Raw genomic sequence first — 14,028 nt, forward strand, 5'->3', positions numbered from 1 at the left:
CTCAAGACAAGAACTGGAGCAGCGCGCGCTGCTCCGACACAAACTGGAATGGCAGGAAGATGATGACCAGCAACGACCCGCTTCTCCAGCCTTACCAGCTCAAACACCTGACGCTGAAGAACAGGGTGATGTCGACCAGCCACGAGCCGGCCTATTCAGAGGACGGCATGCCGAAACAGCGCTACCGGCTCTACCATGCCGAAAAGGCCAAGGGCGGCATGGCGCTGACCATGACGGCGGGCTCGGCGATCGTCTCGCGCGACAGCCCGGCCGCCTTTGGCAATCTGCATGTCTATGACGACCGCATCGTGCCGTGGCTGGCCGAACTGGCGGACGCCTGCCACGAGCATGACTGCAAGGTGATGATCCAGATCACCCATCTTGGTCGCCGCACCGGCTGGAACAAGGCAGACTGGCTGCCGGTGCTGTCGGCCTCGCCGGTGCGTGAGCCGGCGCACCGCGCGTTCCCGAAAACTATCGAGGACTGGGACATCGAGCGCATCGTCGCCGACTATGCGTCCGCTGCGCAGCGCTGCCAGGCGGCCGGCCTCGACGGCATCGAGTTCGAATCCTACGGCCATCTGATGGACGGCTTCTGGTCGCCGGCCACAAACCATCGCGACGACGAGTTCGGGGGTTCGCTCGACAACCGGCTGCGCTTCACCGACATGGTGCTGGATGCCGTGCGGGCTGCCGTCGGTGAAAAGTTCATCGTCGGCATCCGTATGGTCGCCGATGAGGATTTTGACAAAGGCCTGTCGAAGGCCGAGGGCGTCGAGATCGCCAGACGGCTCGCGAATTCCGGCAAGGTCGATTTCCTGAACATCATCCGCGGCTCGATCGAAAGCGACGCGGCGCTCACCAAGGTTATCCCGGTGACCGGCATGCGCTCTTCCCCGCATCTCGATTTCGCCGGCGAGGTGAGGGCGGCAACGAAATTTCCGACCTTCCATGCGGCGCGGATTTCCGATGTCGCCACGGCGCGCCACGCCATCGCGACCGGCAAGCTCGACATGGTCGGCATGACCCGCGCCCATATCGCCGACCCGCACATCATCAAGAAGGTCATGGAAGGCCGCGAGCACGAGATCCGGCCTTGCGTCGGCGCCACCTATTGCCTCGATCGTATCTATGAAGGCGGCGAGGCGCTGTGCGTCCACAATGCCGCGACCGGCCGCGAGGCCGAGATTCCGCATATCATCCTGAAGACCGAAGGGCCCAGGCGGAACGTCGTCGTCGTTGGCGCTGGCGCTGGCGGGCTCGAGGCAGCTCGCGTCATGGCCGAACGTGGCCATCATGTCACGGTGCTTGAAGCCTCCGGTCAGGCCGGCGGCCAGGTCCGGCTGGCGACGCAGAACCCGCGCCGCAAGGAACTGATCGGCATCATCGACTGGCGGCTGGCCGAACTCGACCGGCTCGGCGTCGGGATCCGCTACGATACATGGGCCGAGCAGGACGATGTGCTGGCGCTGTCGCCCGATGTGGTGGTGATCGCCACCGGCGGCCTGCCGCAGAACCCGCCGCTGACATCAGGCGACAATCTCGTCACGTCGAGCTGGGACATCATGGCCGGCAGCGTCAAGCCGGCGGAGAACGTGCTGCTCTTCGACGACAATGGCGGCCATCAGGGCATGGGCGCGGCGGAGCTGATCGCCAATGCCGGTTCGAAGCTGGAGCTGGTTTCGCCGGAGCGCTTCTTCGCCCCCGAAATGGGCGGCATGAACCACGTGCCCTATATGCGCGCCTTCCAGGAGAAGGGCGTCACCATCACCATCAACACCAGGCTGCGCTCGGTACGGCGCGAGGGCAACCAGCTGGTCGCCGAACTCGCCTCCGACTTTGCCGACGGCTGGCGCGGCGAGAGGCGGGTCGACCAGGTGGTGGTCGAGCACGGCACGGCGCCGCTCGACGATCTCTATCTCCAGCTGAAACCGCTGTCGAAGAATGGTGGCGCGGTCGACTATGAGCGGCTGGTCGGCGGCGGCGATATTTTTCCTTCACGCAATCCCGAAGGCGGCTTCGTGCTGTTGCGCATCGGCGATGCAGTCGCCTCGCGCAACATCCATGCCGCCATCTATGACGGCATCAGGTTCGGCTTGCGGGTTTGAGCCTACAAGCCGGCCTACGGCTTGTTCCAAAGCTCGATCTCACCCTTCCGGCGGGCGCAACTCGATCGATCAAAGTGATGGGTGGCGCGCAGCCAAACCTCTGTGCGGAGAGCCACCTTGCACATCCGTCCGAACTGCGCGCCGCGTACGCCACCAGCCGAGAGCCAGGCGACGCACCATGCGGAATGCTTTTCAACCGGGAGGCAACGCGCGGCAGGGCTCAAATCATCCTGGCCGTCGCCATGCAAAGTACGGTGAGTACCAGAAGCCAGGCGGCGATGCGCTCGCCGCGGGCCATTTTGGTGCGCAGCGCCGCTTCCGTTGCGGCGTCCGCGCCGGCAAGCTGCCGGCTGGTCTTGCGGACGACGACGCTGAGAACGCCGGCAGCGGCGAAGGCGGCCAGGATGCCCAGCGCCAGCACCATTTCCATCGAGCCGAAATAGGCGCCGTGGAAGAAATACCAGAGCAGGGCGCCGGTCACGAACACCATACCGGCCGAGCCCATTTGCGGTCCAATAAAGCGCTCCGCCCTGATCTCGGGGTCGCGGGCAAGCGTGATGGTGGTGCCGGCCCAGAACACACCGGCCATGACGTGAAGGCCGATAACGACGATGTAGACATATTGCATGACCGCTTCCTCCTTGCCCGCCGCCCGTCCTCGGATCCCTGTCGAATGCGGGATAATACGAACTCGGTAGATCGACACGCATGATAGTTAGGTATCAAATGGTTCGATGTCAATGTATAATGCCGCGTTCCATCGCTCGGCGCCTTGTTCTACTGTCGGCGCATGACTCCCTTTGACCGTCCGCCAATCGGCATGAATCTCGCGCGCACCTCCAAGCTGGTGGCGCAGGCCTTTGACGCCGCTTTGGTCGAGGCCGGCGGCACGCTGCCGGTGTGGCTGACCTTGCTTTCGGTCAAGTCGAGCGAGCTTGCCAACCAGCGCGAACTTGCCGGCATGATCGGCATCCAGGGCGCCACGCTCACCCACCATCTCAACGCCATGGAGGCGCAAGGCTTGCTGACGCGCCGCCGCGATCCGGACAACCGCCGGGTTCATCTGGTCGAGCTGACGCAGGCGGGCGAAACGATGTTCCTGAAGCTGCGGGCGGCGGCTCTCATCTTCGACAAGCGGCTGCGCGCGGGATTGCCGGACGACAGGCTGGCGGAGTTCGCCGAGGTGCTGGCGGCATTGCGGGCGAATGTCGCGCCGGCCAAATGACCGGCACCGGTGGGCAATAGTCTAGGCTAAATTGCCCTGAAGCACCTTCAGCTTGGCTTTCTTCGGGCTGCGCGCCAGCAGCCATTCGCGCGCTTTGTCCTGCGGCATCGGGAAGGCGATGGAATAGCCCTGCACCTGGTCGCAGCCGATTGCCATCAGCGAATCGAGCTCGGCTTCGGTTTCCGCGCCCTCGGCGACGATCGAAATGCCGAGACCGCGCGCCAGCTCGGTGATGGCGCGCACGATCTTGGTGTTGTCGCCATTCTCGTTGATGTTCTGGACGAAGCGGCGGTCGATCTTCAGCCGGTCGATCTCGTTGGGATTGACGTGGCTGAGCGAGGCATAGCCGGTGCCGAAATCGTCGAGCTCAAGATGGACGCCGGCAGCGCGGATGTGGCGCAGCTTCGCCGCGATGCCCGTCTTCTCGTCGTCGAGAATGACGGATTCGACGATTTCCAGCGACAGTTTCTGCGGAGCAAGGCCGGCCTTTTCCAGCGTCGCGAACAGGAAGCGGTCGAAGTCGGGTTCGCGCAGCTCGGTGCCGGACACGTTCACGGCGAGCCGGCCGAAGGCAATGCCGGCGCGATCCCATTCGGCTGCTTGCTCGATCGCCTTGGTAAAGACGATGCGGCCGATCTCGGGCATGAAGCCGCATTTTTCGGCGACCGGAATGAACTCGCCCGGCGCAATCATGCCGCGCTCGGCATGCTTCCAGCGCACCAGCGCCTCGATGCCGCTGATGGCGCCGTTGCTCAGCGACACCTGCGGCTGGAAATAGACTTGGAAGGCGTTCTCCGAAATCGCGACCTTGATGTCGTGCTCGAGCTGCTTGCGGTAGTCTAGCTCGCGCCTGAGTTCCTCGGAGAAGAACGAGAAGCTGCCGCCGCCGAGCTTTTTGGCGGAATAGAGCGCGAGGTCGGCGTGGACGAGCAGATCCTCGGCATTGTCGGCGTCGATGGGATAGACGGCAACGCCGGCGCTGGCCCCTGGAAGGATGGTCGTGCCCTGGAAGGTAATCGGCTCGTTGATCTCCTCCAGGATGCGCCGGGCCAGCATGTTGATGTCCTCGGGGCCGCCGGCGCCATTGAGGATCATCACGAATTCGTCGCCGCCAAGGCGCGCGCACAGATCCGACGCGCGGCAGGAATCGCGCATGCGCTGCGCGGTGACGACCAGAACATAGTCGCCGGCGGCGTGGCCGAGTGTGTCGTTGATCTGCTTGAACCGGTCGAGGTCGAGCTGGATCACCGCCAGCCTCTCACGCCGGCGATGCGCGCCCTTGATCAGCGTCTCGAAGTGATCGGTCAGGAAGGTGCGGTTGTGCAGGCCGGTCAGCCCGTCATGTACGGCGATGAAGGCCATCGAGTTGCGGGCATCGACAAGCTCATGGGTCTTGCGCAGGATCGCCTTCGACATCGGCCGGAAGATGAAAAGCGCCACCAGCACGATGACGCCGATGGTGGCGTAGAACAAGGTGCGGTGGAGATCGAGGAGCTTTTCCGACCGCTCGTCGGCGAATGCGGCGATGCGTTGGCCGAGCGCGGCATAACCCGACAGCGTCGCATTGGCGACGGAAGCATCGAGATTGACGCGCTCGCCGCCGCCCTTGTAGGCGGCATTGCCGGAGAGCTGGGATTCGAAGGACGAGATCAGCCTTTCGCCATTGGCGACCAGCCCGACCGAGAAATAGTCGAGGTGGAACGGCTTGCCGTAGAGCACGCTCTCGATCGACCTTGGGTCGGACAATGCCGGCGACAGCGGGTCGGCTCCCGTCTGTTTGAGGAGCAGGTCGTAGTTCGTCTCGAACTCGGCGGTCGCCTGTTTCAGCGCGGCAACCAGGGCCGGCTGCTTGTCACGCGCGGCGGAGCCGGTTGCGCTGGTCAAAAAGACGATGCGCTGCGACAGCGCCTTCTGGGTGCTGACGATGTCGAGCAGAGTATGGTTGTGCTGTTGCGCCGCCATCATCTGCTGCAGCAGGATGAAGGAGGCCATCACCATGGCGGCGATGATCAGCAGCGCCAGCCAATAGCCGCTCTTGATCAGCAGGATGAGTTTGCCCGAGACGGTTTGCGCCGGCTGCTGCGACATATTCTAGGTGACCCCTCGGTCGAACTGATTCTGCCACCGATTCGTGGCGAGAAGACCATTGCCTTGAAAGGGTTAACAGGTCTGGAAGCCGGCGGAACTGTTGCTTCGGCAGTAAACGAAAGCTGCCGAGATGGTTATCATGTTCTTTCGCGGCATAGCCGTATTCGCGTGCCTGCTACTCCAGCACGCGGGCCATGCGATCGGGTCGCGCCAGGGTTGAGCCCGCCGTGCCACCGAAACGGTCGCTTTTGCGATGGATTTTTAGTGCGCGTAGCGCGACAGTCGCGCCAATCTCAACAGGACCTGATCCATGAGCGCGGCATTCCTCTCCCATATCGACAACGAACTGCAAGGGCTGAAATCCGCCGGGCTCTACAAATCCGAGCGGGTGATCACCTCGACCCAGTCGGCTGAGATCGAAGTCGGCGGCGACAAGGTGCTGAATTTCTGCGCCAACAACTATCTCGGCCTCGCCGACAGCTCAGAATTGCGCGATGCAGCCAAAGGCGCGCTGGACCGCTACGGTTACGGCATGGCCTCGGTGCGCTTCATCTGCGGCACGCAGGAAGAGCACAAGCAGCTTGAATCAACGATTTCATCATTCCTCGGCATGGACGACACCATCCTCTACGGCTCCTGCTTCGACGCCAATGGCGGCCTGTTCGAAACGCTGCTCGGCGAGGAGGATGCGATCATCTCCGATGCGCTGAACCATGCCTCGATCATCGACGGCGTGCGGCTGTCGAAGGCCAAGCGTTTCCGCTATGCCAACAACGACATGGCCGACCTCGAAGCGCGGCTGAAAGAGGCGAAAGACTGCCGCTTCCGCCTGATCGCCACCGACGGCGTGTTCTCCATGGACGGCATCATCGCCAATCTGAAAGGCGTCTGCGACCTCGCGGAAAAGTACGGCGCCATGGTGATGGTCGACGACAGCCATGCCGTCGGCTTCGTCGGCAAAAACGGCCGCGGCTCGGCCGAGCATTGCGGCGTCGAGGGCAGGGTGGATATCATCACCGGCACGCTCGGCAAGGCGCTCGGCGGCGCCTCCGGCGGCTACACCTCCGGCAAAAGCCAGGTCGTCGACTGGCTGCGCCAGCGTTCGCGGCCTTATCTCTTCTCCAACACGCTGATGCCGGCGATCGCCGGCGCCTCGATCAAGGTTTTCGAGCTGATCCGAAATGGCGATGCGCTACGCGAGCGCCTCTATGCCAATGCGGCGCGGTTCAGGTCCGAGATGGGCAAGCTCGGCTTCACATTGGCCGGCGCCGATCACCCGATCATCCCGGTGATGCTGGGCGATGCCAGCCTGGCGCAGGAAATGGCGGCGCGCATGCTGAAGCGCGGCATTTATGTCATCGGCTTTTCCTTCCCGGTGGTGCCGAAAGGCCAGGCGCGCATCCGCACGCAGATGTCGGCGGCGCATTCCGCCGCCGACATCGACCGCGCCGTGGCGGCATTCGCCGCAGTCGGCAAGGAACTGGGCGTCATCTCCTGAGCCGCCAAAAGCGATTCCGGATCAAAGGATTCAAGGGACAAAAGCATGTCGAACATGATGAAGGCGCTGGTGAAGGCCAAGGCCGAGCCGGGTATCTGGATGGAAGAGGTGCCGGTGCCGGAGATCGGCCCCAACGACGTGCTGATCAAGGTCAAGAAGACCGCGATCTGCGGCACCGACGTGCATATCTACAATTGGGATCAGTGGGCACAAAAGACCGTGCCGGTGCCGATGGTGACCGGCCATGAATTCGTCGGCACCGTTGCCGATTTCGGCTCGGCGGTCACCGAATACAAGGTCGGCCAGCGCGTCTCCGGCGAAGGCCACATCGTTTGCGGCCATTGCCGTAACTGCCGCGCGGGCAGGGGCCATCTCTGCCGCAACACGCTCGGCGTCGGCGTCAACCGTCCCGGCGCCTTCGGCGAGTATCTGGCGATCCCGCAGCACAATGTCGTCTCTATCCCCGACGATGTGCCCGACGAGATCGCGGCGATCTTCGATCCGCTCGGCAATGCCGTCCACACCGCCCTGTCCTTCGATCTCGTCGGCGAAGACGTGCTGGTCACCGGAGCCGGACCGATCGGCATCATGGGCGCGCTCGTTGCCCAATGCGTGGGTGCGCGAAAAGTCGTCATCACCGACATCATCCCGGTGCGGCTGGCGCTGGCCAAAAAACTCGGCGTCCAGCATGTCGTCGATGCGTCCAAGGAAAAGCTGCGCGACGTCATGCCGGCGCTCGGCATGACCGAGGGTTTTGACGTCGGCCTCGAAATGTCGGGCGCCGCGCCCGCCTTCCGCGACATGATCGACACGATGAACAATGGCGGCAAGATCGCCATTCTCGGCATCGCGCCGACCGGCTTCGAAATCGATTGGAACAAGGTCATCTTCAAGATGCTTCATCTCAAGGGCATCTACGGCCGCGAGATGTTCGAGACCTGGTACAAGATGATTGCGCTGGTGCAGGGGCCGCTGGATGTGTCGGGTCTGATTACGCACCGCATTGGGATCGACGATTTCCAGACGGGGTTTGACGCGATGCGGAGCGGCAGTTCGGGCAAGGTGGTGATGGATTGGTGAGGCGCAGAGGCACGTTCTAGCTGGAGAAGCCGGCGGGACAGCACCCCCCTCTGGCCTGCCGGCCATCTCCCCCGCAAGGAGGGAGATTGGCAGCTTTGACGCCTCGCCAACCTCTGCAACATTGGAGATTGGCGAAAGCCTTCGCGACATCTGATCTCCCCCCTTGCGGGGGAGATGTCCGGCAGGACAGAGGGGGGTGTGAAGGATCGCGACGCTCGCGCTTGTCAAAGAGGCTGACGATTTGTCCGCAGCCGCTAGCTCCGCCGAGCCCTACCCGACGATGGCAAACGCTTCGCGCATCTTGCCCGACGCGGTCTTGACTGGTTTCTGGCCGATCCACTGCACGTGCCGGCCAAGCGTGGCGGCGGCCGATTCAGTATTGCCCTGCCGCAGCGCGCTGAGGATCGCGCGATGATCCTGGTCGGTGCGGATTTCCCATTCCGAGCGCCAGGCGGCGAACAGGAAGCGGGCGCTTGCGGCGTGCAAATCGTCGATGGTGGCGATGAGCCGCGGCATGCCGCAGGGCGCCAGGATCAGCCGGTGGAAGGTGCGGTTGGCCTCCTCCCAAGAGCGGACATCGCGGGATTTGTCGCCGGCCTTTGTGGCTTCTTCGGCAAGATTGAGAATGGAAGCTGTCAGATGCGGCGCGGCATGGCGCAGCGCCAGCACTTCGAGGGCTGCCCGCATTTCGGCGACTTCCCTTACCTCGCCGAGATCGAAAGCGGCGACGCGCACGCCCCGCCTGGGCTCACTGACCGCCAGCCCTTGCGCCTCCAGGCGCCGGAAGGCTTCGCGCACCGGGACATGGCTGGTCTGGAATTCCTCGGCGATGTGATCCTGCCGCAACCGGGCTCCCGGCTCGATCGCGCCCGATATGATGCGATCCGCCAGCACCTTGCTGATGCGCACGGCGATGGTGTCGTCTGCGGTCTTTGCCATGTTTTATAGATAATTTGCGCCGCAACCGATTGTCGAGCGGTGATTGCCCGATATTGCATGCAAACTTTTGGCGCCAGGCGCGGGTCAGTTCACCCGGCTGATGCAGAAGTCGATGACGTCGATCAGCGCCGATTTCTGCGGCGTCGCCTCCAGCGGCGCCAGCGCGTCGCGGGCGATCTCGCCGAAATGGCGGGCGCGGCCGATGGTGTCGGCAATGGCGCCATGGCGGGTCATCAGGCCGATCGCCTTTTCCAGGCCGGCATCGTCGGTGACATTGTCCTCGATGGCGCGCTTCCAGAAGGTGCGCTCGGCCTTGGTGCCGCGCCGGTAGGCGAGGATAACCGGCAGCGTCACCTTGCCCTCGCGGAAATCGTCACCGACATTCTTGCCCAGCTCCTGGCTGGAGCCGCCATAATCCAGCGCATCGTCGATGAGCTGGAAGGCAAGGCCGAGATTCATGCCGTAGGAGCGCAATGCGGCGCGATCGTTGCGCGTCGCCGATGCGATGACCGGACCGACCTCGGCGGCAGCCGAAAACAGCGCCGCGGTCTTGGCCTTGATGACGGCGAAATGCTCGTCCTCGGTGGTATCGAGGTTCTTGGCTGCGGCAAGTTGCATCACCTCGCCCTCGGCGATGATCGAGGCGGCGCTGGACAGGATGTCGAGCGCTTCCAGCGAACCGACATCGACCATCATGCGAAAAGCCTGGCCGAGCAGGAAATCGCCGACCAGCACGCTCGCCTGGTTGCCCCAGATCATGCGGGCAGTCTTTTTGCCGCGCCGCATGCCGCTCTCGTCGACGACGTCGTCATGGAGCAGCGTGGCGGTGTGCATGAACTCGACCGCGGTGGCGAGCTTGACGTGGCCCTCGCCGGAATAGCCGAACATCTGGGCCGCCGCGAGCGTCAGCATGGGACGCAGCCTTTTGCCGCCCGACGAGATCAGATGATTGGCGACCTCCGGGATCATCTCGACGTCGGAGCCGGCCTTGGACAGGATCAGTTTGTTGACGCGCCCCATATCGGCTGCTGTCAGGTCGATGAGATCCTTGATGGAGGCGGGTTCCCGCTTCCCGTTTTCGATGTTGAGAACGACACCCACCAACAAACACTCCCGTCTTTGATCACGCGTGCGACGGCACCCCTGGTCCCGCCTGGGACTCTAGGGCGGCACATACGGGCACGGCAAGAGGCGAATTGGCGCGGCTGCGGTGACGGCGTGTCAACCTTAGCGACCGCATGCCGTTGCCCGAAAACCGCTCCACACTTTTCGGCGCCATGCTCCAGCGTTTACATCAACGCTGCAACCTGCGAACTTCGTCCGATGATAGAACTCGTGCGCACCAACGATGCCGTGATCATCTCCTTTGTCGAATCGCTGATGCGCGATGCCGGGATTGCCTGCTTCGTCGCCGACCAGAACATGAGCATTCTCGAAGGGTCGATCGGTCTTTTGCAGAAGCGCGTGATGGTCGATGCCGACCAGGCCGATCAGGCGCGGCGCATCTTGAAAGACGCCGGCATCGAGAACGAAATCCGCCAGACATAATGGCTGAAGCGAGCGGGCTTACCAGCGATACGCCGGCCCACACGGTGGATGCCTTCCATCGCGGCCGCTTCTGGCTGGTCCAGCCCAGGACAGGGCATCGCGCCGGGATGGATGCCATGATGCTGGCGGCAGCAGTTTCATCCGGCTTTTCTGGACGCCTCGCCGATTTCGGCGCCGGCGCCGGTGCGGCGGGTCTCGCCGTGCTGTCGCGCTGCCCAGAGGCGCAGGTCGTGCTCGTCGAACGGTCGACCGAGATGGCAGGCTTCGCCACAACCACGCTCGCCCATCCCGGCAATGCGCATCTCGGCAATCGCGCCTCGGTGCTGACCGCCGACGTCACGCTGTCGGGCCGGGCGCGGACGCAAGCCGGCCTTGCCGACAATTCCTTCGATTTCGTCATCATGAACCCGCCCTTCAACGCGGCGCAAGACCGCGCCACGCCCGATCCGCTGCGGCGGCAGGCGCATGTCATGGACGACGGGCTGTTCGAAAGCTGGATCCGGAGTGCGGCTGCCGTCGCCAAGCCGCGCGGGGGCCTGGCCGTCATTGCGCGGCCGGAACAGCTTGGCGACCTCCTCTATGCGCTGTCGGGCCGCTTCGGCGACGCCGAGATGCTGGCCGTGCATCCGCGCCCGGAAGCAGCCGCAATCCGCATTGTCGTCAGGGCAGCGCTCGGCGCGCGCGGCAAGCTGTCGATCCGCCCGCCTTTGATGCTGCATGGGCAAACGGGCGACGGCCCGTCGGAACGAACCGAGATGATCAACAACGGACTGGCGTCGCTGTTTGGCGATTGATTTGGGCCCGTCAGTGTCGTTGCCGCAAAACCGGCACACAGTTGGCTGAGATGGATTGCAGCATTGCCGTTGACCGGCAAATCCCTACATGCGTTGAAGCCATTTGGAGACAGCCACCTCGTGAAACGCCTTTTCAACCGCCTGCTGCCGAAATCCTGGCGATCCAGCGTCGTCACCATTCCCGTCATCAGGCTGCATGGCACCATCATGGCCGGCGGCGGCCCGTTCCGGCCGAGCCTGTCCTTGGCGTCCACCGCCGCCCTCATCGAAAAGGCGTTCCTGTTCGATGCGCCCGCCGTCGCCATTTCGATCAATTCGCCTGGCGGCTCGCCGGTGCAGTCGCGGCTGATCTTCAAGCGCATCCGTGATCTCGCGGTCGAGAAGAACAAGAAGGTGCTGGTCTTCGTCGAGGATGTGGCGGCCTCGGGCGGCTACATGATCGCGGCCGCCGGTGACGAGATCTTTGCCGATCCGTCCTCCATCGTCGGTTCGATCGGCGTCGTCTCGGCCTCGTTCGGCTTTCCCGAACTGATGAAGAAGATCGGTGTCGAGCGCCGTGTCCACACCGCCGGCCAGAACAAGGCGGTGCTCGACCCGTTCAAGCCGGAGAAGAGGGAAGACGTCGAGCGCCTGAAGGCGCTGCAGCTGGAAGTGCACGAGACCTTCATCGACCTGGTCAGGGAACGCCGTGGCACCAAGCTGAAGGACGATCCGGACCTGTTCACCGGCCTGTTCTGGACTGGCAAGAAAGGGCTGGAGCTTGGCCTCGTCGACGCGTTGAGCGACATGCGCACGGTATTGAAAACCCGCTTCGGTGCGAAAACCCAGCTCAGGCTGGTCACCGCGCCGCGTGGCCTGTTTGGCCGCATCGGCCTGTTCGGCTCGAACTTTTCAGCGCCCGATATTGCCGCCGCCGCCGCAAGCGGCGTGATCGATGCGGCGGAAGAGCGCGCATTGTGGGCGCGCTTCGGGCTTTGAAAAAGCGGGGAAAGCGTCTAGCATAAGCGCTTGACAGTCTGCCTTGCCGCCTTGCGAGGGAGGAGCTTTGAAATGCCACAGATCATTTTCTTCGCAGTTGTCGGCGCCGCCGCTTATTTCGGCTACCGCACCTTCGTCCGCGAGGCCGAACGTGTGACCGCCAAGGTGCGGCGCACCGAAAAGCAGGCAGCCAACGGCACCAACGGCACGCTGGTCCAGGATCCCAAGACCGGCGAATACCGCCTGGCCAAGGACTGAGCATCATCCCGTCAGCAGCCGACAGTTTGGATGCCGCAGCCCGGACGTGGCTTGCGCCCGCCAAGATAAATCTGGCGCTGCACGTCACCGGCAGGCGCGCCGACGGGTATCATCTGCTCGAGAGCCTGGTCGTTTTCACCCGCTTCGGCGACAGGGTCGAGATCGAGCCTGCCGACGCCGACCGGTTCTCCGTATCGGGCCGTTACGCGACTTCCGTGCCGATCGACGACAGCAATCTGGTGGTGAAGGCGCGCGAGGCGCTGCGCAGGCAGGCCGGCCAGCAGAGCACGCCGCCGGTTGCCATCCGGCTGGAAAAGAACCTGCCGGTCGCCTCGGGCGTCGGCGGCGGCTCGAGCGACGCGGCGGCGGTATTGCAGGGTCTTGTGCGGACCTGGGGGCTCGACATCGGCGAGGCCGAACTGAGCCGGATCGGTCTCACGCTCGGCGCCGACGTGCCGATGTGTCTTGCGGCAAAACCGCTGGTTGCGCGTGGCGTCGGCGACGAGCTGTCGCTGGTGCCGGATTTTCCGGCGCTCGCTTTGGTGCTGGTCAATCCCGGCGTCGCCGTCTCGACGCCTGATGTGTTCAACGCACTTGAGAAACGCGACAATGAGGGATTGCCGCCGCTGCCGCGTGCATTTGACTTCCACAGCGTCCGCAACTGGCTGGAGATCACCCGCAACGATCTCGAATCGGCGGCGCAGGCGATCCAGCCGCCCATCGGCCGAGCGGTTTCCCTGCTGAACCGGGCCGGATCGGGATTTTCGCGCATGTCGGGCTCCGGCGCCACATGCTTCGGGCTGTTCGAGACCGGCAATGTCGCCAAGCGCGCCGCCGCCGAGATTCGCAGCCGCGAACCGGAGTGGTTTGTCGCCGCGACACGAAGCATCGCTTCGGAGGGGGCCGATGGCCAAAATTGACGAGAGCCGCCCGTTCATCCCGGTGCGCATCGCGGTGCTGACGGTGTCCGATACGCGCAGCCTTGCCGACGACAAATCAGGGCGGACGCTGGCCGATCGCATCGTCGAGGCCGGCCATGTCCTGGCCGCGCGCGACATCGTCACTGACGACCGGGAGAAAATCCGCGACAAAGTGCTGGGCTGGTCGCGCGACAAGGACATCGATGTCGTCATCACCACCGGCGGCACCGGTTTTACCGGCCGCGACGTGACGCCGGAGGCGCTGGAGCCGATCTTCGAGAAGCGCATGGATGGCTTTTCCGAAGTGTTCCACCGCATTTCCTACGACAAGATCGGCACCTCGACAGTGCAGAGCCGGGCGACGGGCGGCGTCGTCAACGCCACCTTCGTCTTCGTGCTGCCGGGCTCGCCCGGCGCCTGCAAGGACGCCTGGGACGGCATCCTGAAACCGCAGCTCGACTACCGCCACATGCCCTGCAACTTCGTCGAGATCATGCCGCGCCTGGACGAGCATTTGCGGCGCGGCAAGGCCGCCTCGTAAACCAAGGCAAAGTGCCGGCCAAGTGCTGCCTTGTCAGGCAGAATGGCGGCT

General features: G+C 63.9%; 14 protein-coding genes. 10 read left to right on the forward strand and 4 right to left on the reverse strand.

Annotated features, from left to right (window positions below; all coding sequences use genetic code 11):
- The first annotated feature begins 62 nt into the window (after nt 1–62).
- On the forward strand, nt 63–2,108 hold the full coding sequence (locus X751_RS143015) for an NADH:flavin oxidoreductase (protein ID WP_023835128.1): 2,046 nt from the start codon (nt 63–65) through the stop codon (nt 2,106–2,108).
- 220 nt (nt 2,109–2,328) lie between these two features.
- Here the strand turns inward: X751_RS143015 and X751_RS143010 are convergent, their stop codons facing one another.
- Nucleotides 2,329–2,736, reverse strand: coding sequence for a hypothetical protein (locus X751_RS143010; protein WP_023745497.1), 408 nt, complete (start codon nt 2,734–2,736; stop codon nt 2,329–2,331).
- Between the two features lie 162 nt (nt 2,737–2,898).
- Here X751_RS143010 and X751_RS143005 point away from each other — a divergent pair, with 162 nt between their 5' ends.
- Nucleotides 2,899–3,333, forward strand: a complete 435-nt coding sequence (locus X751_RS143005) for a MarR family winged helix-turn-helix transcriptional regulator (protein ID WP_023682928.1) — start codon at nt 2,899–2,901, stop codon at nt 3,331–3,333.
- 21 nt (nt 3,334–3,354) lie between these two features.
- Here X751_RS143005 and X751_RS143000 read toward each other — a convergent pair whose 3' ends face one another.
- The gene (locus X751_RS143000) at nt 3,355–5,421 is read right to left on the reverse strand and encodes an EAL domain-containing protein (protein ID WP_023745498.1); all 2,067 of its coding nucleotides are present in this window, start codon (nt 5,419–5,421) and stop codon (nt 3,355–3,357) included.
- A gap of 310 nt (nt 5,422–5,731) precedes the next feature.
- Between X751_RS143000 and X751_RS142995 the strand changes: the two genes are divergently transcribed.
- Together X751_RS142995 and tdh are read left to right on the forward strand one after the other, a co-directional pair.
- Nucleotides 5,732–6,919 carry a glycine C-acetyltransferase gene (locus X751_RS142995; protein ID WP_023745499.1) on the forward strand — a complete coding sequence of 396 codons (1,188 nt, stop codon included), beginning with the start codon at nt 5,732–5,734 and terminating at the stop codon, nt 6,917–6,919.
- A 45-nt stretch (nt 6,920–6,964) separates the two neighbouring features.
- Nucleotides 6,965–7,999, forward strand: coding sequence for an L-threonine 3-dehydrogenase (gene tdh, locus X751_RS142990; RefSeq protein WP_023745500.1), 1,035 nt, complete (start codon nt 6,965–6,967; stop codon nt 7,997–7,999).
- 270 nt (nt 8,000–8,269) lie between these two features.
- Here the strand turns inward: tdh and X751_RS142985 are convergent, their stop codons facing one another.
- Nucleotides 8,270–8,938, reverse strand: a complete 669-nt coding sequence (locus X751_RS142985; RefSeq protein ID WP_023687112.1) for a GntR family transcriptional regulator — start codon at nt 8,936–8,938, stop codon at nt 8,270–8,272.
- An 84-nt stretch (nt 8,939–9,022) separates the two neighbouring features.
- Nucleotides 9,023–10,039, reverse strand: coding sequence for a polyprenyl synthetase family protein (locus tag X751_RS142980; RefSeq protein WP_023668471.1), 1,017 nt, complete (start codon nt 10,037–10,039; stop codon nt 9,023–9,025).
- A 222-nt stretch (nt 10,040–10,261) separates the two neighbouring features.
- Between X751_RS142980 and X751_RS142975 the strand changes: the two genes are divergently transcribed.
- From X751_RS142975 to moaB, 6 genes are all read left to right on the forward strand, one after another.
- Nucleotides 10,262–10,486, forward strand: coding sequence for a DUF2007 domain-containing protein (locus tag X751_RS142975; RefSeq protein WP_023692106.1), 225 nt, complete (start codon nt 10,262–10,264; stop codon nt 10,484–10,486).
- Complete coding sequence (locus X751_RS142970; RefSeq protein WP_023745501.1) at nt 10,486–11,280, forward strand: tRNA1(Val) (adenine(37)-N6)-methyltransferase; 795 nt, start codon at nt 10,486–10,488, stop codon at nt 11,278–11,280. Before X751_RS142975 ends, X751_RS142970 begins: the two co-directional genes overlap by 1 nt.
- Nucleotides 11,281–11,400: 120 nt before the next feature.
- Nucleotides 11,401–12,258 carry a S49 family peptidase gene (locus X751_RS142965; protein ID WP_023738466.1) on the forward strand — a complete coding sequence of 286 codons (858 nt, stop codon included), beginning with the start codon at nt 11,401–11,403 and terminating at the stop codon, nt 12,256–12,258.
- A 72-nt stretch (nt 12,259–12,330) separates the two neighbouring features.
- Entirely contained in the window at nt 12,331–12,516 is a 186-nt protein-coding gene (locus tag X751_RS142960) for a membrane protein (protein WP_023668475.1), read from the forward strand.
- Between the two features lie 26 nt (nt 12,517–12,542).
- A complete protein-coding gene (locus tag X751_RS142955) occupies nt 12,543–13,436 on the forward strand; it encodes a 4-(cytidine 5'-diphospho)-2-C-methyl-D-erythritol kinase (RefSeq protein ID WP_023738465.1) in 894 nt (297 codons plus the stop codon).
- Nucleotides 13,423–13,977, forward strand: a complete 555-nt coding sequence (gene moaB / locus X751_RS142950) for a molybdenum cofactor biosynthesis protein B (protein WP_023738464.1) — start codon at nt 13,423–13,425, stop codon at nt 13,975–13,977. The genes X751_RS142955 and moaB overlap by 14 nt, the downstream gene beginning before the upstream one ends.
- Nucleotides 13,978–14,028: the final 51 nt, after the last annotated feature.

This window comes from Mesorhizobium sp. LNJC394B00 (assembly GCF_000502555.1).
Classification (GTDB): Bacteria; Pseudomonadota; Alphaproteobacteria; order Rhizobiales; family Rhizobiaceae; genus Mesorhizobium.